Annotated in this window: 25 protein-coding genes and 1 pseudogene; 12 read left to right on the forward strand and 14 right to left on the reverse strand. The window is 68.8% G+C overall.

Annotated elements, in window-relative coordinates; translation table 11 throughout:
• The first annotated feature begins 62 nt into the window (after positions 1–62).
• Positions 63–1,466, forward strand: a complete 1,404-nt coding sequence (locus ABD844_RS17285; protein ID WP_344878084.1) for an MFS transporter — start codon at positions 63–65, stop codon at positions 1,464–1,466.
• On the opposite strand, the gene ABD844_RS17290 is transcribed toward ABD844_RS17285, so the two are convergent.
• A complete protein-coding gene (locus ABD844_RS17290) occupies positions 1,444–1,800 on the reverse strand; it encodes a DUF742 domain-containing protein (protein ID WP_043630385.1) in 357 nt (118 codons plus the stop codon). The genes ABD844_RS17285 and ABD844_RS17290 overlap by 23 nt on opposite strands.
• Positions 1,793–3,691: a sensor histidine kinase gene (locus ABD844_RS17295; protein WP_344878087.1), complete on the reverse strand. Its 1,899-nt coding sequence runs from the start codon at positions 3,689–3,691 to the stop codon at positions 1,793–1,795. The genes ABD844_RS17290 and ABD844_RS17295 overlap by 8 nt, the downstream gene beginning before the upstream one ends.
• A 172-nt stretch (positions 3,692–3,863) precedes the next feature.
• Between ABD844_RS17295 and ABD844_RS17300 the strand changes: the two genes are divergently transcribed.
• Positions 3,864–5,423: an ABC transporter substrate-binding protein gene (locus tag ABD844_RS17300; protein WP_344878089.1), complete on the forward strand. Its 1,560-nt coding sequence runs from the start codon at positions 3,864–3,866 to the stop codon at positions 5,421–5,423.
• A gap of 19 nt (positions 5,424–5,442) precedes the next feature.
• Here the strand turns inward: ABD844_RS17300 and ABD844_RS17305 are convergent, their stop codons facing one another.
• The gene (locus tag ABD844_RS17305; protein WP_344878211.1) at positions 5,443–5,619 is read right to left on the reverse strand and encodes a hypothetical protein; all 177 of its coding nucleotides are present in this window, start codon (positions 5,617–5,619) and stop codon (positions 5,443–5,445) included.
• Between the two features lie 21 nt (positions 5,620–5,640).
• Between ABD844_RS17305 and ABD844_RS17310 the strand changes: the two genes are divergently transcribed.
• From ABD844_RS17310 to ABD844_RS17325, 4 genes are all read left to right on the forward strand, one after another.
• Positions 5,641–6,267 carry a hypothetical protein gene (locus ABD844_RS17310; protein WP_344878205.1) on the forward strand — a complete coding sequence of 209 codons (627 nt, stop codon included), beginning with the start codon at positions 5,641–5,643 and terminating at the stop codon, positions 6,265–6,267.
• Between the two features lie 157 nt (positions 6,268–6,424).
• Positions 6,425–6,610, forward strand: coding sequence for a hypothetical protein (locus ABD844_RS17315; RefSeq protein WP_344878091.1), 186 nt, complete (start codon positions 6,425–6,427; stop codon positions 6,608–6,610).
• Between the two features lie 247 nt (positions 6,611–6,857).
• On the forward strand, positions 6,858–7,436 hold the full coding sequence (locus ABD844_RS17320) for an RNA polymerase sigma factor (RefSeq protein WP_344878093.1): 579 nt from the start codon (positions 6,858–6,860) through the stop codon (positions 7,434–7,436).
• The gene (locus ABD844_RS17325; protein WP_344878095.1) at positions 7,433–8,620 is read left to right on the forward strand and encodes a hypothetical protein; all 1,188 of its coding nucleotides are present in this window, start codon (positions 7,433–7,435) and stop codon (positions 8,618–8,620) included. The genes ABD844_RS17320 and ABD844_RS17325 overlap by 4 nt, the downstream gene beginning before the upstream one ends.
• 273 nt (positions 8,621–8,893) lie before the next feature.
• Here the strand turns inward: ABD844_RS17325 and ABD844_RS17330 are convergent, their stop codons facing one another.
• Positions 8,894–9,448: an NAD(P)-dependent oxidoreductase gene (locus ABD844_RS17330; protein WP_344878097.1), complete on the reverse strand. Its 555-nt coding sequence runs from the start codon at positions 9,446–9,448 to the stop codon at positions 8,894–8,896.
• A complete protein-coding gene (locus ABD844_RS17335) occupies positions 9,445–9,822 on the reverse strand; it encodes a hypothetical protein (RefSeq protein ID WP_344878098.1) in 378 nt (125 codons plus the stop codon). Before ABD844_RS17335 ends, ABD844_RS17330 begins: the two co-directional genes overlap by 4 nt.
• A gap of 61 nt (positions 9,823–9,883) precedes the next feature.
• Between ABD844_RS17335 and ABD844_RS17340 the strand changes: the two genes are divergently transcribed.
• On the forward strand, positions 9,884–10,351 hold the full coding sequence (locus ABD844_RS17340) for a MarR family winged helix-turn-helix transcriptional regulator (protein ID WP_344878100.1): 468 nt from the start codon (positions 9,884–9,886) through the stop codon (positions 10,349–10,351).
• Between the two features lie 580 nt (positions 10,352–10,931).
• Entirely contained in the window at positions 10,932–11,285 is a 354-nt protein-coding gene (locus ABD844_RS17345; RefSeq protein ID WP_344878102.1) for a methyltransferase family protein, read from the forward strand.
• Here ABD844_RS17345 and istA read toward each other — a convergent pair.
• Positions 11,211–12,290 carry an IS21 family transposase gene (gene istA, locus ABD844_RS17350; protein ID WP_344878104.1) on the reverse strand — a complete coding sequence of 360 codons (1,080 nt, stop codon included), beginning with the start codon at positions 12,288–12,290 and terminating at the stop codon, positions 11,211–11,213. The genes ABD844_RS17345 and istA overlap by 75 nt on opposite strands.
• 597 nt (positions 12,291–12,887) lie before the next feature.
• Here istA and ABD844_RS17355 point away from each other — a divergent pair.
• The 3 genes from ABD844_RS17355 to ABD844_RS17365 are packed head-to-tail and all read left to right on the forward strand — an operon-like array spanning position 12,888 to position 14,341.
• Entirely contained in the window at positions 12,888–13,136 is a 249-nt protein-coding gene (locus ABD844_RS17355; protein WP_344878106.1) for a hypothetical protein, read from the forward strand.
• Positions 13,137–13,139: 3 nt separating this feature from the next.
• Positions 13,140–13,682, forward strand: coding sequence for an RNA polymerase sigma factor (locus ABD844_RS17360; protein WP_425568591.1), 543 nt, complete (start codon positions 13,140–13,142; stop codon positions 13,680–13,682).
• The gene (locus ABD844_RS17365) at positions 13,679–14,341 is read left to right on the forward strand and encodes a permease-like cell division protein FtsX (RefSeq protein ID WP_344878108.1); all 663 of its coding nucleotides are present in this window, start codon (positions 13,679–13,681) and stop codon (positions 14,339–14,341) included. The genes ABD844_RS17360 and ABD844_RS17365 overlap by 4 nt, the downstream gene beginning before the upstream one ends.
• Before the next feature lie 34 nt (positions 14,342–14,375).
• Here the strand turns inward: ABD844_RS17365 and ABD844_RS17370 are convergent, their stop codons facing one another.
• The 4 genes and pseudogenes from ABD844_RS17370 to ABD844_RS53155 form a co-directional block, all read right to left on the reverse strand.
• The gene (locus tag ABD844_RS17370; RefSeq protein ID WP_344878110.1) at positions 14,376–14,633 is read right to left on the reverse strand and encodes a hypothetical protein; all 258 of its coding nucleotides are present in this window, start codon (positions 14,631–14,633) and stop codon (positions 14,376–14,378) included.
• Between the two features lie 73 nt (positions 14,634–14,706).
• Positions 14,707–14,949, reverse strand: a complete 243-nt coding sequence (locus ABD844_RS17375; RefSeq protein WP_344878112.1) for a hypothetical protein — start codon at positions 14,947–14,949, stop codon at positions 14,707–14,709.
• Between the two features lie 22 nt (positions 14,950–14,971).
• Complete coding sequence (locus ABD844_RS17380; protein ID WP_344878114.1) at positions 14,972–16,936, reverse strand: hypothetical protein; 1,965 nt, start codon at positions 16,934–16,936, stop codon at positions 14,972–14,974.
• Positions 16,937–17,359: 423 nt separating this feature from the next.
• Positions 17,360–17,629 (reverse strand): annotated as a pseudogene (locus ABD844_RS53155) (DUF6262 family protein); the annotation flags it as partial.
• 175 nt (positions 17,630–17,804) lie between these two features.
• On the opposite strand from ABD844_RS53155, the gene ABD844_RS17390 reads away from it, so the two are divergent.
• A complete protein-coding gene (locus ABD844_RS17390) occupies positions 17,805–18,386 on the forward strand; it encodes a hypothetical protein (RefSeq protein WP_344878118.1) in 582 nt (193 codons plus the stop codon).
• A 164-nt stretch (positions 18,387–18,550) separates the two neighbouring features.
• Here ABD844_RS17390 and ABD844_RS17395 read toward each other — a convergent pair whose 3' ends face one another.
• The 4 genes from ABD844_RS17395 to ABD844_RS17410 form a co-directional block, all read right to left on the reverse strand.
• Positions 18,551–19,075, reverse strand: a complete 525-nt coding sequence (locus tag ABD844_RS17395; RefSeq protein ID WP_344878120.1) for a hypothetical protein — start codon at positions 19,073–19,075, stop codon at positions 18,551–18,553.
• A 987-nt stretch (positions 19,076–20,062) separates the two neighbouring features.
• Positions 20,063–20,350 (reverse strand): hypothetical protein, encoded by a 288-nt coding sequence (locus tag ABD844_RS17400; RefSeq protein WP_344878122.1) that lies wholly within the window; start codon positions 20,348–20,350, stop codon positions 20,063–20,065.
• A 273-nt stretch (positions 20,351–20,623) separates the two neighbouring features.
• On the reverse strand, positions 20,624–21,001 hold the full coding sequence (locus ABD844_RS17405) for a GntR family transcriptional regulator (protein ID WP_344878124.1): 378 nt from the start codon (positions 20,999–21,001) through the stop codon (positions 20,624–20,626).
• On the reverse strand, positions 20,998–21,810 hold the full coding sequence (locus ABD844_RS17410; RefSeq protein WP_344878126.1) for a hypothetical protein: 813 nt from the start codon (positions 21,808–21,810) through the stop codon (positions 20,998–21,000). Before ABD844_RS17410 ends, ABD844_RS17405 begins: the two co-directional genes overlap by 4 nt.
• Positions 21,811–22,081: the final 271 nt, after the last annotated feature.

Below are 22,081 nucleotides of genomic sequence, written 5' to 3' on the forward strand. Positions count from 1 at the left end.
ACCTAACTTAGGTATGTAATATCTGTACTCGTTACTTACCTAAGTTACCTAAAGGAGCCGACATGGCGACACTCGTCGCGCCCGCGTCGCGGGAGACGTCGATCAGGAATCCCTGGCCGGCGGTGATCTCGCTGGCCTTCGCCGCGTCCATCGCCGCCTTGCAGAACACCGCCGTCGTGCCGTTGCTCCCGGTGCTGCAACGGGAGCTGAACGCCTCGTTGGCCGCCGTGACCTGGACCCTGACGTTGAGCCTCCTGGTGGGCGCGGTGTCCACGCCGTTGTTGTCGCGCTTCGGCGACATGTACGGCAGACGCCGCATGATCCTCGGCGCCCTGGGCCTGCTGGTGATCGGCTCGGTCATGGCCGCGCTGGCGACCTCGCTGACCTGGCTGATCGTGGCACGGGTGCTCCAGGGGTTCGTGACCGCCCTGGTCCCCTTGTCGATCGGGGTCGTCCGTGACCTGCTGCCCAGGAACCAGCTCGCGACCGGCATCGGCGTGCTGAGCGCGACGATGGGCTTCGGCAGCGGCGGCGGCATGATCCTGGCCGGGCTGGCGTCCGGGGACTTCCACCTGGTCTTCTGGATCACCGGCGGTGTCTCGCTGGTGGCCGCGATCGTCGTGGCGTTCCTCGTACGCGACGTGGCCCCGCCGCTCAGAGGGCGTCCCGACCTGCTCGGGGCCGCGCTGCTGGCCGCGTGGCTGGTCGCGCTCCTGCTGGCCGTCAGCGAGGGCGGCTCCTGGGGCTGGACCTCGCCGGGCGTGCTCGGGCTCTTCGGGGCGGCCGTCGTGCTGGCGGGCGTGTGGGTGCTGGTCGAGCGCAGGGTGGCCGAGCCGCTGGTGGACATGGCGATGCTGGTGCACAGGGGCACGGTGGGCGCCACGGTGTCCTCGGCCCTGCTCGGGTTCTCGTTCTTCACGCTGATGACCGGCATGTCCAGCTTCGCCCAGGCGCCCGAACAGGCCGGCGGCTTCGCCGCCACCACCCTGGAGGTCGGGTTCTACCTGCTGCCGAGCACCCTGTTCATGCTCGTGATCTCGCTCTTCGCGGGCCGGATCATGCGCCGCCTGCCGGCGTCGTCCATGGTGGCGGCGGGTGCGGCGGTCACCGCCCTGGCCGCGTTCTGGCTGGTGATCGCGAACGAGACCTCCGCGCACCTGTACGTGGCGTCCTCGCTCATGGGGGTCGGCCTGGGCATCGGCTACGCGGCGCTGGGCACCATGGCCGTCGAGCACGTCGCACCGGAGAGGACCGCCGTGGCGGCGGGGGTGAACGCGCTCGTCCGCATCGTGGGGGGCAGCGTGTCCGGCGCCGCGATCGCAGCGATCCTGGCGGCCCTGCCGGGCGCCGGCGGCTACCAGTGGGTCTTCGGGGCAGCCGCCGGGGCGGGCGTCGTCGCGGCGCTGTTCGCGGCCGGGTACGGATACCTCAACCGCGCGGCGGTCACAGGGCCTTCAGCCCACTGATCACCTCAAGCAGCACCTTGGCGTCCGGGGCGGGCGGCGGCAGCTCGACCTGCACGAGCTGCTGGGCGTGCAGGTCGCCGACCAGCACCCGGACCACGCCGATGGGCAGGTTCAGCTCGGCCGCCACGTCCACCAGGCGGGTGGGCTGGGTGCACTTCTGCAGGATGATCAGGTGCTCGGGGTCGAGGCCGCGCGGCGGCGTCAGGCCACCGGCCGTGATGATCACCGCGATGAGGTCGATGGCCTCGCTCGCGGGCACCGTCCGGCCCCTGGTCAGCAGGTAGGCGGGGACGATCGGACCGGCGTCCTCGTCCAGCCAGCGCTCTTCAGTCACTTCGCACCACCCGCATGGGACGGGCGGGCTCCTTCGCAGGAGCCGTCTGGGGAGCTTCGGGCTCGGGTTCGGCCACGTGCTCTTCCGGGATCAACACGATCGCGGTGGTCCCTCCATATGGTGAACCGCGCAATGTCACGCGGATGTCGTGCCTGGCGGCCAGGCGTGAGACGACGAAGAGGCCGAGCCTGTCACTGTCGGCCAGGTCGAACTCCGGTGGGCTGGCCAGCCGCTCGTTGTACTCGGCCAGCTCCTCTGCGCTCATCCCGAACCCCCGGTCCTCGACCTCGAAGGCGAATCCCCTGGCCGCCGCCTCGCCGCGCACGATGACCGAGGTGTGCGGCGGGGAGTAGACGGTGGAGTTCTCGATCAGTTCGGCGATGAGGTGGATCACGTCGCCGACGACCGGTCCGGCCAGGCGCTGGCCGGACATCGGCTCGATGACCACCCGCTGGTAGTCCTCCACCTCGGCCGCCGCGCCGCGGGCCACGTCGAGCAGCGGCACCGGACGGCTCCAGCCGCGCCCCGGTGTGGCGCCCGACAGGATGATCAGGCCCTCGGCGTGGCGGCGCATGCGGGTGGTGAGGTGGTCGAGCTTGAACAGGTCGTCGAGCTGCTCTGGGTCGGTGGTCCGGTGCTGCATGTCGGCGAGCTGGATGCGCTGGCGGTGCAGCAGTCGCTGACTGCGCCGGGCCAGGTTGCGGAAGACATGGCCGACGCCCTCGCTGAGCTGCGCCTGCCCGACCGCCGCCTCGACCGCGGTCTGCTGGACGGTGGAGAACGCCTGGCCCACGTCGTCGATCTCGACCGTGGTGCCGGCCACCGACAGCTCCGGCATCTCCACCGTCTCGCCCTTGCGCAGCTTGGCCACCACGTGCGGCAGCCGTTCCTGGGCCACCTCCAGCGCGGCCAGGCGCAACGTGCCGAGCTCCTTGGACAGCCGGTTGCCCATCCGCAACGAGAACGCGATCGACACGATCACCAGCGCCAGTGCCGTGCCCGCCAGCAGGAACGCCCTCCACAGGACCTCGTCGGCGATCGGGTCGGCCCGCTCGTTCAACGTGGTGCTGGCCCGCATCAGGGCCGTCTGGAACGACTGGGCCAGCCCCTCGGTGGTGGCGAGCCAGGTCGCCGGGGTGCCGCCGGAGATGATCTGGTCCTCCATCATCCGCATCCGCTGGTAGGCGGCGGAGGTGATGAGGGCGACCTGGGGATCGCGCAGGACCGGGTCGAGCTCGGACAGGGACTGGTCCATCAGGAAGCGCCGGTTGCCGGCGATCTGCGTGAACAGCCTGCGCTCGTCTCGGTTGACCACGCCGAGCCCGATGGCCTGCTCCCTGGTCAGCAACTCCTTGGCGTAGCTCATCTCGATGACCACGCGCGACTGCTCGTAGATCGGGATGTCGTCGATCAGCCCGACCCGGCGGTGCAGGCTGAACAGCGCGTCGATGATCGAGTTGTACGCCTCCACGGTGTGCAGCCGGTCGGACAGGCCCGTGTCGATCTCACCTCGGATCGCATCGAGCCTGTCGGTCGCCTTGTACACCGCGTCCACCTGTGTGCTGATATCTGCGGATCTGTCCTTGGAGTCGCCGGAGAGCTGCCGGAACGTGTCACTGGCGGCGTTGGTGCGGTTCCGCTGCGCGGTCACCGTGGTCTTGGTCGCCGAGTTCCGCAGGAGCTGGGCCGAGACCAGCCGCTCACGCTGGAGCTCGTCGATCAGTTCGTACGCGGGAAGACGGAGGTTCGTCCAGACTGTCTTGTATTGGCGCAGCTCCAAGCTCTCGCTCGCGGTGACGGCGGTGATGACCCCCCACAACACCACCATGGAGGTCAGCGGCACCAGCAGTAGGCCGATGATCTTCATGCGGATCGTTCGGCTACGACCCATGGCACCTCACTCCGGTCGGTCCCCTGCTGGCAACCCCGGACGGGACAAGCCCCGAGAATAGCAATTCGATCACCAGAATGCCCAATTTTTCGGGACTTTTGGACACGATGGACACCCGTATCGTGATCTTGGAGTAGGTTTCCCGAGTACATCGGTCAAAGAGGGAGATGCGTTGCGCCGTCGACTCGCAGCGGCCGCCGCGCTGGTCCTCCTCGCGGCCTGCTCGGCACCTCCGGAGCCACCGCGGGCACCGTCGGGGGAGGCACCGTTCGTCTACGTCAAGAACACCGACGTCATCACCGAGTGGGACCCCAGCCGGTCCTACTCCAACGAGATCATCGCCTTCCAGAACGTCTACGAGACCCTCACCCTCTGGAACCCCGTCACCAAGAAGTCGGCGCCCCGGCTGGCCACGTCGTGGCGGTCGTCGGCCGACGGCCGGACGTGGACGTTCACCCTGCGCTCCGGCGTCACCTTCCACACCGGCAGGACGCTGGACGCCGAGGCGGTCAAGGCGTCGATCGAACGCACCATGAAGGCCAAGACCGGGGCCTCCTACATCTGGGACGCCGTCTCCTCCATCAGGGTCGAGGGGCCGCTCGCGGTGACGTTCGCGCTGAAGTACCCGGTGCCGCTGGACCTGGTGGCCTCCGCCGGGTACGCGGCCTACATCTACGACACCAAGGCCGCGCCCGACCTCGCCAAATGGTTCCAGCAGGGCCGTGACGCGGGCTCGGGGCCGTACACGGTGACGAAGTGGAACAAGGGCAAGGAGGACGAGCTCACCCTGTCGGCGTACGAAGGGTACTGGGACGGGTGGGAACGGCCGCACTACAACACGATCAAGTACCGGGCCGTGCCCGACCCCGAGCGGGCGTACCGGATGTTGCAGCGCGGCGAGGCGACCTTCGTGGACCGGCTCGACCACGAACTGTTCGCGCAGGCCGAGGCCGCGCCGGGGCTGCGCACGTCCGACCGGCCCTCGTTCACCACCGCGATGATGCTGTTCAACACCGCCGAAGGCCCCATGAAGGACATCCGGGTACGCAAGGCGGTGCAGAAGGCCCTCGACTACCAGGGCGTCGTCCAGGCGCTCAAGGGCTCGGTCATGCCGGCCAGCGGCGTCATCCCCGAGGGCCTGCTGGGTCACGTGCCCGCGCGGGCGCCCGAGCAGGACGTGGCCACCGCCACCCGCCTGCTCCAGCAGGCCGGGTACGGCCCCGGCGGCACGCCGCTGCGGCTGCGCCTGACCTATGGCGAGGGCGAGGCCGACGAGCAGGTGCTCGTCAGACGGCTACGCGCCGCGCTGCAGCCGCTCAACATCACCCTCGAAGCCAGGGGCATGAACTGGAACGCGCAGTGGGAGCTGGGCAAACAGCGCGGCCAGGACATCTTCGTCATGTACTGGTGGCCCGACTACGCCGACGGCTACTCCTACTTCGGGCAGGTCTTCCGCAGCGCCGACCCGCCGGTCATGAACCTGTCGTACCTGAACGACCCGCGGCTCGACACCATGCTCGACACCGTGCCCGAACTGACGGTGACCGACAAGCTCGCGGCGCAGCGGGTGTACGAGCAGGCCACGACCTGGGTGCTCGACCAGCGGGCGGCCGCGGCGATGCCGTGGGTGGTCAGGTCGCGGCGGGCGTACCTGGGCGGGGTGCAGGGCTACGACGACAACCCGGCCTACCCCGACGTGGTCTTCGTCTACGACCTGCGCCCCTCGGGCTGAGCTTCACGCGGGAGCCGTCTCAGGCTTGAGGATCCTCCGGCCGAGGCCCGGGGCGGGCCTCCACCCGTTCGCGCAGCCGCGCCCTGATCTCCTCGGGCGTGTAGGCGCGCCGCCGCCGCTCGGCGCGGGCGATCACCACTCCCGTGGCCGCGACACCCATGATTCCGGCCAGACCCAGCATCTTCCACCACCGCATGATGCCTAGGCTAGCCCTGTGCTGACTCTCGACGAGGCCGTCAGGGTGACGCGGACCGGCGACCTGTGGATCTTCCGCGGGCGGTCCGTGCCCGACCGCGCCATCCAGACGATGACCAACAGCCCGGTCAACCACGTCGGCATGGCCGTCGTCATCGAGGACCTGCCACCCATGATGTGGCACGCCGAACTGGGCAAGTCGCTGCTCGACCTGTGGGCGGGCACCCATCACCGCGGCGTGCAACTGCACGACCTGCGCGACGCGGTGACCGTGTGGGCCGACAGGTACGACCAGCGCGCGTGGCTCCGCCAACTCGACCCCGAGGCCACGCCCGAGATGGAGGACGCCGCCCTGCGCACGGTCGCCAGGCTCGACGGCACCCCGTTCCCTTCCACCGCCAGGCTGGCCGCCCGCTGGGCCAAGGGCCGCGTCCCGCGCCGCCGCCCTACGGACCAGACGCTGGAGAGCGCCTACTGCGCCGAGGTCGTGGCCGTCACCTACGAGGCGATGGGGCTCCTGCCCGCCGGACGCCGGCCGAACTGGTACGACCCGGGCAGGTTCTGGAGCGGCGACGACCTCGAACTGCTCTTGGGGCACAGGCTCGGCAACGAGATCACGGTGGGGGTCGAGCGTACCCGGCGGCCCTGACGGGCGTCGGCCCGGCCCCAGGCCCGCGCCGTCGGCGCCACCTGCGGCGGGATCCGGGTGTGGTCCCTCTACAGCGCGACCGCGCCCTTGCCGCCGCACTCATCGATCGGTACGGGACAGATCGCGTCCACGTGTATTGGGACAGGGTGGATGAGGTGTGGTTTTAGGGCGACCCGAGCGGGCACGGCAGGCTGCTGTTCGCGTCCTTCGCCGGGATGCCGAGCTGCAGCGCGAGCTGATCGTGGCCAACACGATGGACGGTCTGGCCTCAGCCCGCGCCCGCGGCCGGGTCGGCGGACGCCGGCCCAAGCTCACCGCCGACCAGGCTGCCCTCGCCCAGTAGCTGTACGACACGCGGGACAAGCCCGTCCAGCAGATCGCGGACTTGTTCGGGGTGCCACGCTCGACAGCGTACGGGCACCTGAAGGGCCACACCGTGCGCCGCCAGCCAAAGAAGGCCCCGGAGAGGGCGTAGGCGGGACGTGGGTCGGTCAGTCCGCCCGCTCGGGGTCGGGTTCTGGTAGGGGCCCGAGGTCGAACTGTTGGGAAGAAGCGGAATCGGGATGTAAGAAAGCCTTCCTTCGGACCACATGCTCTACGAACGCTTGCCCCCGGCCGAAGGAGCCAGTTTGCCAAACCCCCATGAGCGCTTCACCGCGCTCTACAACACCTACCAAGCGCGGGTGTACGGCTATGCGGCAAGTCGCGCGGGACATCAACTCGCGGAGGAAGTAGTCAGCGAGACCTTCCTGGTGGCCTGGCGGCGTCTGAACAGCATCCCCGACCACGCGCAGTTGCCATGGCTTCTCCGCGTCGCTCGCAACATTCTGCGTGACAACTTCCGGCAGGCCACTCGGCGTGAATCTCTAGAAGCCGAACTGAGAACGTGGATGGAAGAAGCCGTCACGGACGTGGGCGAACATGCCATCGAGCGCGTCGCCGTACTCCGAGCCCTGGCCGGCTTGTCCGAAGCCGACAAAGAGATCCTGACCCTGACCACCTGGCATGGCTTATCCACCACGGAAGCGGCCGAGGTACTCGGCTGCACCAAGGCGGCCTTCTTCGTCCGACTGCATCGAGCGCGTCGCCGACTGCAGTCGGCGATCGACGTCACCAGTACCACCACATCCCGAAAGCCCGTGACCGTTCCAGGAAGGAAACTCCGATGAGCCGCAAGCCCGACGCGATGGACCTGCTTGCCATAGCCCGCCCGGCTTCACTGGATCGCGGATCACGCATCTCCGCTGACGACATGCTGTCGATGGCCACCGCCGAGGCACAGGGAGAATCCTCGCGCAGGCCATTGCGCCCGGGACGGACCCACTCGGCTGCCGCTCCAGGCTCGCGGGCCCGACCCCGCCTGTGGGCCTTGTGGGCGCCGCTGGCCACGGCGGCGATCGTGGCCCTGGTCTTCGCGCTGGTGACGAATCTGGCACCAGCCCCTGCCGTGCTCAATCCGCCGAGAACCAACCAGGAACTGTTCGACCTGGCCGACAGGATCGAGAAGCTCCCCGCAGAAAGCGGCGCCTACTGGCGCGATGTGAGGATCGACGGCAACCACCTGTCCAGCGGCGGTTACACGCTCGTGGTGGTCGGCCGCAGTGAGACCTGGGTGCCGCGCGACCCCGCCAACCTGGTGCTCAGGCAGTTGTGGCGGCAGGACGCCGCCCGCCCGGCCACGGCCGAGGACGAGCGCGACTGGCGGGCCGCGGGAGCTCCTGACCAGGTCAAGGGCCACTGCGAGAACAGCGGGCCGTGCGGTTCGATCCCGGTCGCCAATGAGCCAAAGGACTGCAGGTATACCTTGAGGGTGGATCCCACGGGAACCTATCCCGACACAACGGTCAGCGAGTTCACCATGGTGGATCTGGCGGCGATCCCCACCAATCCGGCCGAGCTTGTGAAGCAGCTTCGCGCCTACCACGAGATCTGGAACGGCCGTGGCTTCACGCAGCCTTTCGAGAAGTTCCTGCCTACCACCGCGAACCTCCTGGGCATGCCGCTCACCCCCGCCCAGCGCGCCGCGATCATCCGCGTCCTGGCCGATCTGCCGACCACCAAGGTCGTGGGCACAGTGACGGATCCGCTGGGCAGAAGGGGCATATCCGTGGACTTCGGCGGAGCGGGAGGCTCCCTGGTGTACTCCAACAAGCCGCGCAAAGAGCTGCCGGTCTACTACAGACAGATCCTCGACCCGGGGACGGGGCAGACACTTTCGGGCGTTTCCTACGCGGCCCGCACCGCTCTGGGGGCGACCAAGGGTGAGGTCATGAGCTACCACGCCCGCGGCCCCGAGTCGGGCTGGACCGGGCCGCCGGCTTCTCCACCGAAGGGGTGCAAGAAGGAGGAATGAAGGGGCGCGGACCCCGGCGGCGATGAGCGCGCGGCCGGGGTCCGCGCGGTAGACGACTCAGCTGACAGCGCCTTCATGTCGTTCTGGATCTCTGCAGGGATGACAACGGCGCTCATACGGCCTTGGCCCCCTGCGTGGATCAGTTGGCCTGCTGGACTTCAAGGCCCGAGCCGGGCCCGAGGTCGAGCTGTCTGCTCATGTCGAGCTCCGAAAGTCCTGCGGCAGGGGTGTCGGTTGCCGCACGTCCTGATGCTGGCTTCTGGTGGGACGTCGTCACACTGAGCTCATGAAGAGGGCGGTGCCGAAGTAGTCGATGACGGAGACGTTGGAGGTGTTGGTCTTCGTCATGTTCTGGTCGTTGGTGAGGTAGGGCGGCCGCAGGACTGTCCAGTCGGTGTCGCTGGCCGAGAGGGTTCGCTCCATGGGTTCCAGGTCACGGTAGACGTGGCGGTAGATCGTCCGCAGCAGCGGCCGGGTGGTCAGGCGGTGCCACCATGGCTCTCCCGCCCCGCCGCGCAGCACCGGCTGGGCGCTGATGGCGACGATCCGGCGTACGCCCGCCCCTGCCATCGCATCGATGATCCCCGCTACGGCGGTCGAGCAGACCGAGGTCGCGGTACGCCCTCGCGGCCCCAGCGCCGACAGAACGGCGTCGTGTCCGGCCAGGAGCGGAACCAGCGACGGGGAATCGAAGATGTCGGCCACGATGGCGTCCGCGAGATCCCCCGGCGAGCGCACCACTGCCGTCACGCGATGACCGGCCGCCCGCGCCTGCTCGACCAGTTCCCGCCCTGTGCCGCCGCTGGCGCCGAAGAGCACGATCTTCATCGGGCACCCTCCGCCCGGCGCAGCAGGACGAGCACGAGGACCGCGAACGTGGCCACCCAGGCGGCCCCGGCCAGGATGAAGGCGACGCCCAGCCCAGTGAGCGTCAGGACGCCGCTGACCGTCAGCCCCACCATGGCGATACCGGCGACGGCGTTGACCGCGACCGCGAGAGGGGGCAGGACGGGATGGCCGCTGAAGACGAGCAGAAGGACGGCTCCGCCCAGCATGCCGACGCCGATGGGAACGATCCAGGAGCCGGGCACGCCGATCACATCGGCCAGCCCTTGCCCGCTGACCAGCACGAAGACACCGAAGATCCCCGTCCCGACGCCGTCGACGCGCAGGCTGACCCGGAGCGCACGCTGTTGCGACACGACACCTCCATGGTTCAAATACTTTAACTGTTTGATTTTTTGAACTGTATACTTCGTGTCCATGTCCAGCAACTCCGAGGCGGCCCGGCGCGAGATCCTCGAATTGATCCCCCAGGTGGCCGTCTATTTCCGCCAGCACCCCGCGCCGGGGATGCCCGACGGCCTGCGCACCGTCTTCGAGAGCCACTCCCTTACCCGGCGCCACGGTGCGGTCGTCACGCAGCTCGGCATCGACTCCCCGTTGACCGTCTCCGAACTGGCCGCACGGCTGGACGTCTCCCTGCCCAACGCCAGCGACCTGGTGAGCGACCTGTGCCGGGCCGGCTTGGCCGACCGCGCCCCCGACCCGGCCAACCGGAGGCGCACGCTCGTCCACCTCAGCCCTGAGCACCGCGCCGTCGTGACGGAGTTCCTTCAGATGCGGGCAGGCCCGCTCCTGCGCGCGATGGACGCGCTTACGCCCCAGCAGCGGGAGGGCTTCCTGGCCGGGCTGCGCGCGTGGGCGGCCGAAATCGCCGACCGAGGATGAGCCGCCCCCATCGTGCGGGGCACAGCGTGCAAGCGGTGATCGGCGGGGCCGGGGCGAGCAAACCACACTGCTGGCCGCCGCCCCCTCCCGGTTGGAGAGGTTCAAGGGCTGGCGGTTGCCCACGAGCACGGCCTGGCCCTGCGCTACTCAGACACCTGATTTCAACGGCGCCCGCTTCCGCATGATTACGGCGGAGCGGGCGCTGTCATTTCTCATCAACATTTCGCCCCGTGTTGATCTCCAGTCGCTGTCGAAACTCACCTACAAGCGCTGCCCGTTCAGACCAACAAAACCAGGCATCTTTTGGTGAACCGCGCGCCGTGTGGAGTGGCACGCCCTGGTTGCGGCAGCGCGCCGGGGACCGCCCGTCGAGCGGAAGGGCCCTGTTCCCCCGTACGTCAAGATCGTCGGAAAGTTGAACGACCTCGCTGGCTTACCGGCACATATCGGCGCCAGAGGCGGACAGGTCACGGATCAGCCGCACCCCCGGCAGACGTCTTGTGACCTTATGGGCTCGACATCTTTCGGGAATCATGCGGCTGACTTGTCAGGCATTAACGCTTCTTTAGGAGGAGTCGCCGTGAGCGACCAGAGTCAGGGCCTGTCCTATCTGATGGACCTGATCATCGGTTCATCCGCCGGCGCCGTACTGGCGGCGGCCATCGACCTCAACGTGGTACCGGTGCTGTCCAGCCACCCCGAGAGACTGAGCGCCGCCGAACTCGGCAAGGTCCTCAATCTCGACGAGCGATCCAGCAGCCAGTTCCTGACCGCTATGGCCTGCCTGGGCCTGGTAATGGCCGAAGACGGCCGCTACCGGGTCAGCGAGCTGTCGTCCCGGGCCGCAGCAAGACTTCGATCAGGGCCCGGGTCCCGTCACGGTCGCCATGGGGCTTGCATGCTGCGGCCCACCACTGGTCGTGCACAGGGGTGAACTTGCCTGCCGCACGGGCCTGGTCCAGCGCGGTGGCTCCGGGCAGCGCGCCGGGCTTGCGGAGGAGGACCTCCAGGTAGTGGTCGAGTTCCAGCCGCATGCCGGCCTTGGCCAGGAGGCGCTCGTGCCGGGCGACTTCCTCTCGGCCTCATCCCAGGCATCGATCAGCGTGTTCAGCTCCGCCGGCGTGGCGACCTCGGGAATGGGCACCAGGCGGTTGCGCCGGAACCAGCCGATGTCGCCTTCTACTCCTCCCTTCTCGTGTGCGCCCTGCTTGCCGGGCCGGCAGTAGAACGGCTCGATGCCGTAGTGCTCACGAAAAGCGGTCCAGCACGGGGTTTCGACACGGGCGCGGGAGAAGCCGAGCACCCGGGCCACGGCGGCCTTGAGGTTGTCGTAGCGGATCTTGCCGATCGGCACTCCGCCCAGCACTCTGAACGCGTGGATGTGCCCCTCAAAGAAGGCCTCTTGGCCGCCGGAGGCGAACACGCGGTGCACAGCCTTGCCCGAATACGACAGCCGCAGCGAGAACATCACGCACCTGACCAGTTCGCCGGCCAGACGGATGGTCACGTCGCCGAAGTCGACCTCGGCCTCGGCCTCGACACCAGGGCGATGCGACTGGGTGATGAACGCCTCCACCGGACCGAGGCCCGCCTCGATCCGGATCTCTGGACGGCGCTGTGCGACATAGGCGCGAACCATCTGATACGACACCTCCACCGCGTCGTGCTCGCTCAGCAGGCGGTCGAAGATCCGCTTGGTGGTGTGGCGTTGCTTGCGCGGCGCGTCCAGGTCTGCCCGCAACATCTGGTCGATCAAGCTCTTGTAGCGGTCCAGCCGACTCGGCCGCGACTGTAGCTTCTTCCTCGGAGTCGGCCATGCCGAAGCCAGCGCCTTCTGGACCGTGCGGAAGCCGACGCCGTACTTGTGCTGGAGCGCTCGACTGGCCATGCCGGCGCGAGAATCACGGCGGATGGCCGCGTACAGCTCGATCTTCGACATGCGAGGCACGACGGCTCCCTTGCGGGCTGCAGCACCTCAATACTCTCACCGCAACCAGAAGCGCGCTGTCATTTCTCGGCGACACACTGCAGCGCTCAACGGCCACGCTGTCACGGCTGACCTACAAACGCTGCCGCAACTCGCCTACACAGCCAGCCCTTCCTCCGTCGGTGGGCGGCCTGGTCCTTCTTCTCCGGGACCACTGCCTTGATCGACAGGGGGCCCGTCATTGCGGCGGGAGAGGGTCGCCGCCGGTCTGAGACGAGTTCGTGCGGCCGGGCATGATCCTCATGTCCCATTGGCTGGATCATCTGCCGGCCCGCGAGTTTCACGGCCTGCTCATCGCCTCGTGATCTCAGCGCATGGGAAGCTCATCGCCCATGTGCGGCGCCGCGCCATTGTGCTCAGACGGCGGGGACGTCATCGATTGATCCTGGCTTGATGTGCGTTCGTCGGCGACCGACAATCCGAACGAACCTCCCCGACCTCACCTCCGAGCGTCTCCGGCCAAAGACCGCGGCAGCTCGCGCTGAGGTAGGCGGAGACGGAGCGGCCCCGGCTGTCCGGGAGAGCGGACGACCTGGAGGTTCTGGAAACGTGGGCGTCCACGGAGTTGCGACGCCCGTTGCGCGTGATCCCGATCCTGGCCAGGGCATTGGAGCGTCATGGCCTTTCGGTGATGATGATGCGGATCACCTGTCCGAACGTTTCGCGGTGATCGCGCTGGCGGACGGCGAAGAGGTGAACACACTGGGGGCGGAGACGACCGGCGGGGGCCGACGAAATCTCTCTCAGGTCTATTTCGACGTGAAGGAGCAGCGGATCGGTAGGGGTGCGCGTTCATAGACCATGGACAGCGAAATTTTGCGGCTGGCGGAGCCGGCACCGAAGGTGTCCGCTCCGCCGGTCGCATCCTCTGATGCTGAGCTGGTCGCCTTCTATCGCCGGCATCGGCTCAGTCTTGTGCGGTTCGCGGTGCTGCTCCTCGGCGACCAAGAGACGGCCGAAGACGTGGTGCAGGACGTGTTCACTCGGCTTCATGGCAAGTGGCGGCCGGGAGTCACGACGATCGCTTATGTCAGGACGTGCGTGCTCAATGGTTCCCGGTCGATCCTTCGCCGTCGGGCGGTCGTGCTGCGACGGGTCGAGCCGGTCGCGGGCCTGGCCGACTCGGCGGAGACCGCCGCGCTGATCGGGGAGTCGCGGCGGGAGGTGCTGCTCGCACTGGCTCGCCTGCCGCGCCGCCAGCGGGAGGCCCTGGTGATGCGCTACTACCTCGACCTATCCGACGCCGAGATCGCCGAGGTCATGCGCGTCAGGCAGAGCACCGTTAGGTCCATGACCGCCCGAGCCCTGGCCAGGCTCCTTCGCGAACTGGGAGACAACGCATGAACAGCATTGAAGAGCGGCTCCGCGACGCCATGGCGGCTCGCGCGGAGATCGTCGGGGACGATGATCGTCCGTTGCCTGCCCCGCGGCCGCGCCGCAGCTCCGGAGGGGGCCTGGTCAGGGTCGCCGCCGTCGTCCTGACCGTCTCCGTGACGGCCCTCGGAGTCGTGAGGCTCGCCGCGCCCTCGCCGGAATCGCAGGAGAGCATCGTCGCCATGTCACTGAGTGGCACGGTGCCGTCTGGAGGGCCCGAGGTCTCGGTCTTCCTTTGCAAGGACGGCGACCCCATTCCGAGCTGCGCGGGCGGCGGGATCACCAGGTCAGAGCGGATGAATCTCCAGCGGGAGCTGGAGGCCCGGCCCGAAGTGGAGGGCATCAGGTTTGAGGACCGGCAGCAGGCCTGGGACAACTTCCGCCGCCAGCACGAGGACGACCCTCAACTCCTGAAGGCGATGACCCCCACGGACATGCCCGAGTCTTTCCGCGCCCGGATCAGGGCGGGTGCGGATTCGTCGGCCGTGGCCCAGGCCGCGAGCGAACTGCCCGGCGTGTCCCTCAGCGTCGATCAGGCTTGCATCATCGACAACAGCCCGCCCTGGGGGATCGTCAAGAGGCTCCTGGGATGGAGTGAGCAGTGCTCCTTCACGGGCGAGGGGCGATGACCCGCGTCATCTCAGGCATGCCGCGACTGAACTCTCAGACCAGGAGCCCCAGGGTTTCGGGCGCCTCCCAGGCCGTCAGCCGCCGCTCAGGGCCGGTTTCCTGATGCGCGAACTGGTTGATCAGGTCGGCGAGCGCTTGCCGGTCCTGCTCGGACAGATCCTGCAGGAGGACGGCCACCGGCTCGATCACCTGCATCGTGGCCGCGGGCGTGATGGCAGCGTCGTCGCTGAGGTCCAGCCTGATGACGATCTCGGTGAGGGCTCTGGCAAGGGTGTGTTCGAGCGGGGTCATGACGGGGCTTCTGGGCCGGTCGTGGGTCTGCGGCGAGTCCGGGACGGCTGTCTTGACGCGATGACGGTCCCCGTCAGCCCGCTGCCGGCTCGGTGAGCCGGGCTTCGAGGTAGGTGATCATCTGGGTGAGGAGGCTGGTGTTCTCGGGCCGGACCGTCTGTGGGCCGACCGTGTCGCGGCCGGCGACCTTGGTGATGCATCCGTCGGCGGCTTGGGCCATGGTGGCGAACTCCGTGCGGGCGATGGAGCGGGGTTGGACGGCCTCGAAGGTGGTCATGGCCATGCGGATCTCGGCCATGGCGTTGAAGACGTCCATGGACACCTCGGCCTCGGCGAGGTCAGCCGCGCAGGCGGTGGACGACCTTGTCCGTCGAACGGCCGGGATAGACGACGAGCAGGTGCTCCTCCAGCGGCGCGTCGGGGTCGTTCTCGTCCCATGGCAGCGTGCGGGCATAGATCCGCAGGCGGTAGTGGCCTGGACCGGCGACGGCAAGGTCGGGCAGCGGTCCGGCCGCCCCGCTGCCGCCGCCCTCGGGGTAGGTTGGCACGACCAGGCGGCCGCTGCGGCTGGCGATGCCCACCTCGACTACCTGGTCCCAGCCGGTGAGCCGGAGCGGCGGGGCGCGGTTGAATACCTTGACCGTCAAGCACATCGCCGCGTCCCCGTTGGTCACGATGGCGGCGCTGCTGCCCACGACGTCGATGAAGCCGTCCTCAACGGCGTCGAAGATGTCGGCGGTCTCGTCGCCGCCGCCGTAGATATCCTCAGGAACGCCTGCGCTGTCGTCACGGTCGTCGAAGACGGCATAGCCGCCGCCTTCAGACAGCATGTACGCGGCCGTGCCCTGCCGCCTGGCCCGCGCCCCGGGCCACGGGTCGGCGCACCGGGCGTTCGCCTCGGCCTTCCATGCGGCTTCCTGCCGGTCGCGCTCGGCCTGCCGGCGGTCGGCCTCGGCGTTCTGCCGGGCGACGATGCCGGGGCACAGGTACTCCAGAGCCGCGGCCAGCTCGATGGTGTCCGCCGTGCCGCCCGCCCGCTCGTGCAGCGCGTTCCGTTCCCGGTCGCCGGGCAGCGCGCACAGCTGCGAGCCGTAGGCGAGGACGCGCTGGTCGGCCAGGTCCTCGGGGAACATCGAGTCCGCCGCGAAGGTCTCATCCCTGGCCACGCAGAGGAACGACCTCCGCCGCTCCTCGGGCCCGAGGCCGGCCGCGGGTTGGAGCCGGTCGCGGCAGCCCTCGTCCGCGGACGTGTAGGTGAGCCGGGCGTCCCCCTCGGCGCCGACCACGGCCATCGGCAGCACGAGCACGACGACGGTGGCGAGCAGCCACGGCGTCCGCCCGGTTCCGGGCACCGCGACGCCCGGCCCGGGCGCGGCGAGCTCGTGCGCGGTACGCGCCGCCCACACGACGATCAGCCCGTCGAGCGCGTGCACCGCGAACGACAGGCCGTCGAACGCCACCCGTCCGACCTGGAGCAGCGAGTAGACCTGCGGGACGAGGAGGGCGGTCCAGCCGATGGCGACCGTGACGGCGCTGAACCGCCCGTCGCGTCCCTGCCCGGCCATGATCATCGCCTTGCAGCCGAGGGTCGCCATCGCCACCAAGAGCGACGACGTCAGCAGCGGGACCTCGGCGAACGGCCGCAGCGCCGCGGCCAGAACCCCGGTCAGGCCGAGCCCGAGAGCGATGATCCGGAACCGGGCCGATACCCCGCCGGCCAAGGCCCGCACCAGCAGGACCATGGTGGCGGCCCACACGGCCCAGCTCGCGGCGTACTCCGCGACGTCGGACACGTCGTCGAGGAATTCCCAGAGCAGCAAGTCGCCGGCCACGTCCGCGTAGAGCAGGCGCCGCAGCCACACCACATCACGCGGCAGCGTCCCAGCGCGCGACGCGGCCGGACCGCGCAGGATCTGCCACAGCGCCCACGCGTTGAGCACGCCGATCGCCGCCGGCAGGAGCCCGGCCCCGTCGTCCCACGGCCAGAAACCCGCCGCCGCGACGACGACGAACCACCGCCCGCCGTCGTACCCGGCGGCGACGGCGGCGGCAGTCAGGTAGAGCGCGACGGCGATGGCGGCTGGACGCCCGAAGCGGTAGCGGGCGACGGCGGCCCGGAGTAAGGCTACGATGCGGATGATCTTATTGGGACCGGCCGGGCCGTCCGGTCCGGTCAGCCGGGACCCGGTTAGAACAGGACGGCGGCCACCTGTCGGTGCAACAGACGCATCCGAGTACCGCGACAACACCACCACCCCGACGCCGGGATACGCGACCCGAACGCGGTGCGCGGTCCTATACACGTGACTGAACAGCCCCCTCCCCGCACCCTGTCGCTCGCGCTTCTGCGATCTGGGCATCCACGTCTGGGTCCTGGGGTCCTCGACGCAGCACAAGGTGAAGAGCAGCTGACATGCCTCACGTGACAGAAGGGGCCATCGGGCTCTGACCTGTGGAAAGGCCGTCATCCCAAGGTAGACGTCCATGGACGCATCGGCTTGCGTCCCCTCATGAGCCGTCCCTGCCGGTTCGGCTGGTGAATGCCGCTCCGAGCGCATGGCGTCGCCGGCCTTTCGGTGGCCGACACGACGACGGAGCTCGAGGTTCTCACCGTGGGAGGCTTCCAGCGCTTGCCTCAGGGCGGTGATCTCCTCGCGGTGACGCCGCTTGAGGTCGGTGAGCTGGCTTGCCGGCGTGCGGATGACACTACTGGGCTCGTCGGGATCGATTCGGGCCTGCGCGGACGGTGCGGTGGTCCGCTGCTGGTCGCGGAGCTGCTCGACGCGACGCCGCAAGTCGGGGTGACGGTAGAGAAGGTCGAGGGAGACACCTGCGACTTGAGCGAGTGCCCGGAAAGTGATCCGATCACCTCGGCGGATCACGTCGCGCAGCCCTTGCTCGGCTCGCTGAATGGCGGCGGCCTTCTTGGCCGCGGCGGCTCTGCGTAGGTTGTCGGGGTTACTGCGCTTTGGTGGCTGCTGGCCGGCCAGCTCGATCGGTCGGCGAGCGGCGGCATCTCCGGCAAGGGCGCGATGCTGTCGTGCGAATCGGCATCGGCGGGGGAACCCTCATGGGCGGAAAGCCCTCCGACAGTAATTGTTTGGCCGGGCGAAGGGGGCTGCCAAACAATCCTCGGGCCACTATCTCTGGGAAGAGTCCCACGATATCTCGATGTATCGCCAGAACGACACGTGGCAGGACTTGATCGCATCAATCAGTCTTGCCGTCATCTTCTGGCTGAGGAGAATGATGTCTGTGCGTAAACGCGCCGTCCTCGGTGCCGCCGTCTTGGCCGTCAACGTTTCTCTCCCCCTCGCTCCTGCCGCCGCTGCGGTCGTCACCACCGAGGCGATGACAGCGCCTGCCGCTGTCGCCGGGTCGAGCGTGGGGACCGCACGCGCCGGCGCGGAACAATGGAGCAAGTGGTACACCGTCACGGTCAAGACCAGGCTCAGCACCGTCAAAGCCAGGTGCCGAAGCTATGTGAGCGTCAACACCGGATCCAAGATCAAGCTCCGCGCGTACATCGAATGCAACCGCAGAACCGACCTCAACATCATCGCCACCGGGACCAGAGACGGCAGCCCCATCCGCGGGAGGCAGCGGGCGTGCATCGCGACCTCCTGCGAGGCCGTCTCGTGGGTGAACAACCGCAAGGGCGTGCAGCGCTGGTGCGCCACGACGTGGCCGATCACCAACAGCGACTGGGCGCAGGGCTACCGTAACCGGCCCAAGGCATGCCTCAACTACTGATGACACCAGCGCGGTCCGGCCGGTCCATTGCCTGGCCGCGCTGATGTTCTCGATCATGCGGGCGAGTCTGGCCACCGGCGGAAGTGGGTGTCTCGCTCCGGTGGCCAGAGATCATGGCCCGGCGTGGCCGTCCGGCGGCGGCGCGGGGCGGCCCGCCTCGGCGATCAGCCGGCTTCCTTCCAGACCAGGAAGCCGCCTTGGGTGCCGGCGAATCCGGGATCTTCCCAGCCGGGCGGGTAGACGGCGTCATGCCAGCGGGCGCTGGTGGAGGTGGTGTACTCCCCGTCCCCAGCAGGAGGGGCAAGCGTGAACGGCCCGCACCTCTCGACCTGGTCTCCGTTGTCAAAGCGGACCCGGCAGCGGTGCAGGGTCGACTCGTCCCTGGTCCGATCGAACGCGCGGTCCTCGATCGCCTGCTGGTCCCGGCGCATGAGCCACAGCCAAACGGTCACCTCACCCGGAACGCCGTCCCGCGGGATCGCCTTGACCTCGACGGAGATCGTGATGCCGTCGGCGCTGCGCCCGATGCACGGCATGACGTGGACAGACGCCTGCCGGATCGGCCGCCAGTCGGAGCTGCACGGCTGGGTGAGGGGCGCCGGGGTGACGGGCGCGGAGGGATCTCTGCAGGTGCCACCGAGCCAGACGGTGAGCCCTGCCACCGCCACCGCCACCGCCACCAGGCTCACGACGAGGGCGGCGACAACAGGGCGGCGCCTGGAGGTTGAAGCCCAGCTTGGCCGGGCCCGGCACGGTCTTCAGCTTGCACGTGACCTTGTGGACGGACGCGGCGACGACCTCACCCGTTCCGACCTTGCGCGTCTCGGTGAAACTGAGCGCGTCGGCACCGGCGTACCCCTCCCGCCTCAACCGCGCTTGTAGCGCCTCCAACTCCAGCAGGGTGGTCGCCGCATTCCGGGTGGAGTCCGCCTGCTGACGAAGTTCGTCCCGCTGGCGCCGCTCCAGGTCCGCCCGCTGCCGGTCCCGCTCAACCTTGGCCTGCGCCTCCGCCTTCTGACGTTCGACGTACTGCTCATACCTCGTGTGGATCTCCGTCACTGGCGACTGAAGGTCAGGGGAAGTCTTTCAGCCACGACATGACCTCCTCCAGCGACCACCGGTGCTGCTGGCACATCGCATGGAGCTTGTGCGGGTAGCGGGGTTGACCACATTCCGCAGGACCGCCCCGCGATGCGCCAGGACCTGCTGGTGTACCTCCTGTCGCAGGTCTGGCCGTTCTCGCAGCAACCGCTGCACAGCGGCCCGGGGCAGGACCGGGTCCGTGATCGCCTTCTCCGGGTGTCCGTGCGCCCGGATGCGGGCGGGGAACTTGCTCCAGTAGGCCGGCTGTACCGCCATCGCTCCTCCAGATACGCACCTCAGTGCTTCCCTTCCATGACACGGCCAAGACCTCGGCTCGGGGGAAGCTTTCCCTACGTCGGGTCCACAGAGTGGTGGCTCACCTGGAGCCGGACTCGCCGCCCGTGCCCGAGTTCGGCCCTCACGCGTTCGGCTATGCCGGTGAACAGCCGACATACCTGCTCTTCGTTGATCACACCGTCATCGACCACCGATCCTGGCATCGCCGCGACGGTGGGTGGGCTCGCCGGCGGCTCCTTGCTTGCCTGAGGTCGCCATCCCCTGCTCAGGTGCGTCGCCGGGGTCCGAAGCGGATGTCAGATGCTCGCTGGCCAGCCATTCGTTGAGGTAGTCGAGCACGTCGTCCAACCGGAGGCGAGACGGCCGCCGGTGTCGGGCAGCACACGGATCTCCGCGTCGAGCAACTCGGCTCGGGTGACGACGATGCGTCCGGCCTGTCCATCGAGCACGGCCTGCGGGGTGGCGTAGGTGAGGCGTCCATCGTCGGTGAGCACCAGAACCGTTCGGGAGGGGTGTCCGGCAGGTACGGGCAGGAGCAACGGCGTGGCATGGGCGCGGGTGAGCCGAGGCGGATGCGTGGTCACCGAGTATCTAATAGCGTGGAGGCCCCGTCGTTCAGGGCGGGGAGGAAACGCGGAACCGTCGGACATAGTGGTCTCCCGGTTTTTCAGTGTTGATCAGTAGATTGATCGGCATGTCCCGCTACCGGCTCCAGCCCATGCCCGCCCAAGAGCGGGGGTTGCCGGAGCATTGCGGGCACGCCCGTTTCGTCAGGCTCTAGCAGGCCAGCGCGGCGGACTCGCCGCCATCCGCCGTTCCGACCCCGGACTCCCGTGATCCCCGCGGCCGGGTCGCGGTCATGACGAGGCCGGTGCCGCCGCACCGGCCGCCAGAGCCGCCTGCACGATGCGGAGCGCTTCGGCCGCGTCGAGGCCGACGCTGGAGATCACGGCGGCATAGTCGGCGGCGGCCCGGCGGGCCCGCTCCCGGCCTTCCTCGCCGGCGGCCGACACGAACGAGCCCGCCCGCCCGCGCGTCTCGATCAGCCCCGCCTCCTCCAGCTCCCGATAGGCCCGGCCGACCGTGTTGACGGCCAGGCCGAGGTCGGCCGCCAGGTGGCGGATGGTCGGCAGCCGGGCGCCCACGGCCAGCGTGCGGTCCTGGATCTGCCGGGCGAGCTGGGCCCGCAACTGCTCGAACGGCGGTACCGGCGAGGCCGCATCAATGATGATCATCGGACGCTCATGGCCCGCTGGGCCACCGTCGCGCACGACGGTGTCCTGGCATGGAGCGCGACACACGCGGCCAGGCTCAGGACCAGGTAGGCGACCGCGGCGGCATTCCACCAGCCGGGCGCGGTGCCGAACAGCACCACCGGCAGCGTCCATTGCACGTTCGGCGTGGTGAGCTCGCGGGCGTCTTCGACGCGCATGATGACGTCGGCGGTCAGCGACTCCTCGTCCTCCGCCACGACCGGGAACCTGAGCAGGTGGCGCAGCTGCAGGGCGGTGATGGCCGTCGCGCCGAGCAGGCCGATCAGCACGACGACGGCCATCTGCCGCACGGTGGGGTCGGGAACGGCCAGGGCGCTTGCGGCCAGTGCCATCGCGCTGGCGAACGTGGCGACGGCGAAAATGGCGTACGGCCGGCCGAGCACGGTCCGCCAGCCGGGGTGGATCGGATGGGTGGCCCGGCGCGACAGCGTCGCGCCCGCCCGCTGGTCGACGCGTCGCACCCACCGGTCGAGCAGGGACTGTGCCAGCAGTAGCCCGGCCACCGACGCGGCCAGGGCCAGCAGCGGCAGCGGGCGATGCGGCTGGAGGCCGCCGAAAGCGGAAACGGCGGTGAGGGCGCTCACGACGATCAGCGCGGCCAGGATGACGTAAGTGGCCAGGCGGGCGCGTCTGCGGACCGCCAGCCGGCTGGCGAGCAGCGGGGTCGGGTGGGTGTCGGCCAGGTCGTGGCGGGCCAGCCACTCGCCCGCCATGCGCAGATCGGTCGTGCGCGTCGGCGGGCCGGTGTCCGGTAGCGGTTCGCGGGTCATAGCGTCTCCTTTGTCGCAAGCTTTGTAGCAATAGGATGCGTCATAGGTTGCGACAAAGTCAACGTCCGGGGCTCTCGCCGTCCCGATGATGCAAGCCCCGGCTCAGCGGTGGCCGTCGCCCAGGTGTGCGCGAACGCTCGCAGAGCGTGAAGGCGATTACTCTCAGATGCTTTGCGGCTCGCCGTAGCTTTGGGAGTACTGGGCCACGAAAGCCCAGAGTTCACGCGAACTGAACTTCTTCAGCGGGAACTCACGTGGGTTCGGCATCTGA

Source organism: Nonomuraea antimicrobica (assembly GCF_039536965.1).
Taxonomy (GTDB): Bacteria; Actinomycetota; Actinomycetes; order Streptosporangiales; family Streptosporangiaceae; genus Nonomuraea; species Nonomuraea antimicrobica.

Bases quoted from the DNA above. Each gene is read 5' to 3' on its own strand.
- ABD844_RS17285 (WP_344878084.1), top strand. From the start codon at position 63: ATGGCGACACTCGTCGCGCCCGCGTCGCGGGAGACGTCGATCAGGAAT.
- ABD844_RS17295 (WP_344878087.1), bottom strand. From the start codon at position 3,691: ATGGGTCGTAGCCGAACGATCCGCATGAAGATCATCGGCCTACTGCTG.
- ABD844_RS17305 (WP_344878211.1), bottom strand. From the start codon at position 5,619: ATGCGGTGGTGGAAGATGCTGGGTCTGGCCGGAATCATGGGTGTCGCG.
- ABD844_RS17320 (WP_344878093.1), top strand. From the start codon at position 6,858: ATGCTCTACGAACGCTTGCCCCCGGCCGAAGGAGCCAGTTTGCCAAAC.
- ABD844_RS17325 (WP_344878095.1), top strand. From the start codon at position 7,433: ATGAGCCGCAAGCCCGACGCGATGGACCTGCTTGCCATAGCCCGCCCG.
- ABD844_RS17330 (WP_344878097.1), bottom strand. From the start codon at position 9,448: ATGAAGATCGTGCTCTTCGGCGCCAGCGGCGGCACAGGGCGGGAACTG.
- ABD844_RS17340 (WP_344878100.1), top strand. From the start codon at position 9,884: ATGTCCAGCAACTCCGAGGCGGCCCGGCGCGAGATCCTCGAATTGATC.
- istA (WP_344878104.1), bottom strand. From the start codon at position 12,290: ATGTCGAAGATCGAGCTGTACGCGGCCATCCGCCGTGATTCTCGCGCC.
- ABD844_RS17360 (WP_425568591.1), top strand. From the start codon at position 13,140: ATGGACAGCGAAATTTTGCGGCTGGCGGAGCCGGCACCGAAGGTGTCC.
- ABD844_RS17365 (WP_344878108.1), top strand. From the start codon at position 13,679: ATGAACAGCATTGAAGAGCGGCTCCGCGACGCCATGGCGGCTCGCGCG.
- ABD844_RS17370 (WP_344878110.1), bottom strand. From the start codon at position 14,633: ATGACCCCGCTCGAACACACCCTTGCCAGAGCCCTCACCGAGATCGTC.
- ABD844_RS17375 (WP_344878112.1), bottom strand. From the start codon at position 14,949: ATGGACGTCTTCAACGCCATGGCCGAGATCCGCATGGCCATGACCACC.
- ABD844_RS17390 (WP_344878118.1), top strand. From the start codon at position 17,805: ATGTATCGCCAGAACGACACGTGGCAGGACTTGATCGCATCAATCAGT.
- ABD844_RS17405 (WP_344878124.1), bottom strand. From the start codon at position 21,001: ATGATCATCATTGATGCGGCCTCGCCGGTACCGCCGTTCGAGCAGTTG.
- ABD844_RS17410 (WP_344878126.1), bottom strand. From the start codon at position 21,810: ATGACCCGCGAACCGCTACCGGACACCGGCCCGCCGACGCGCACGACC.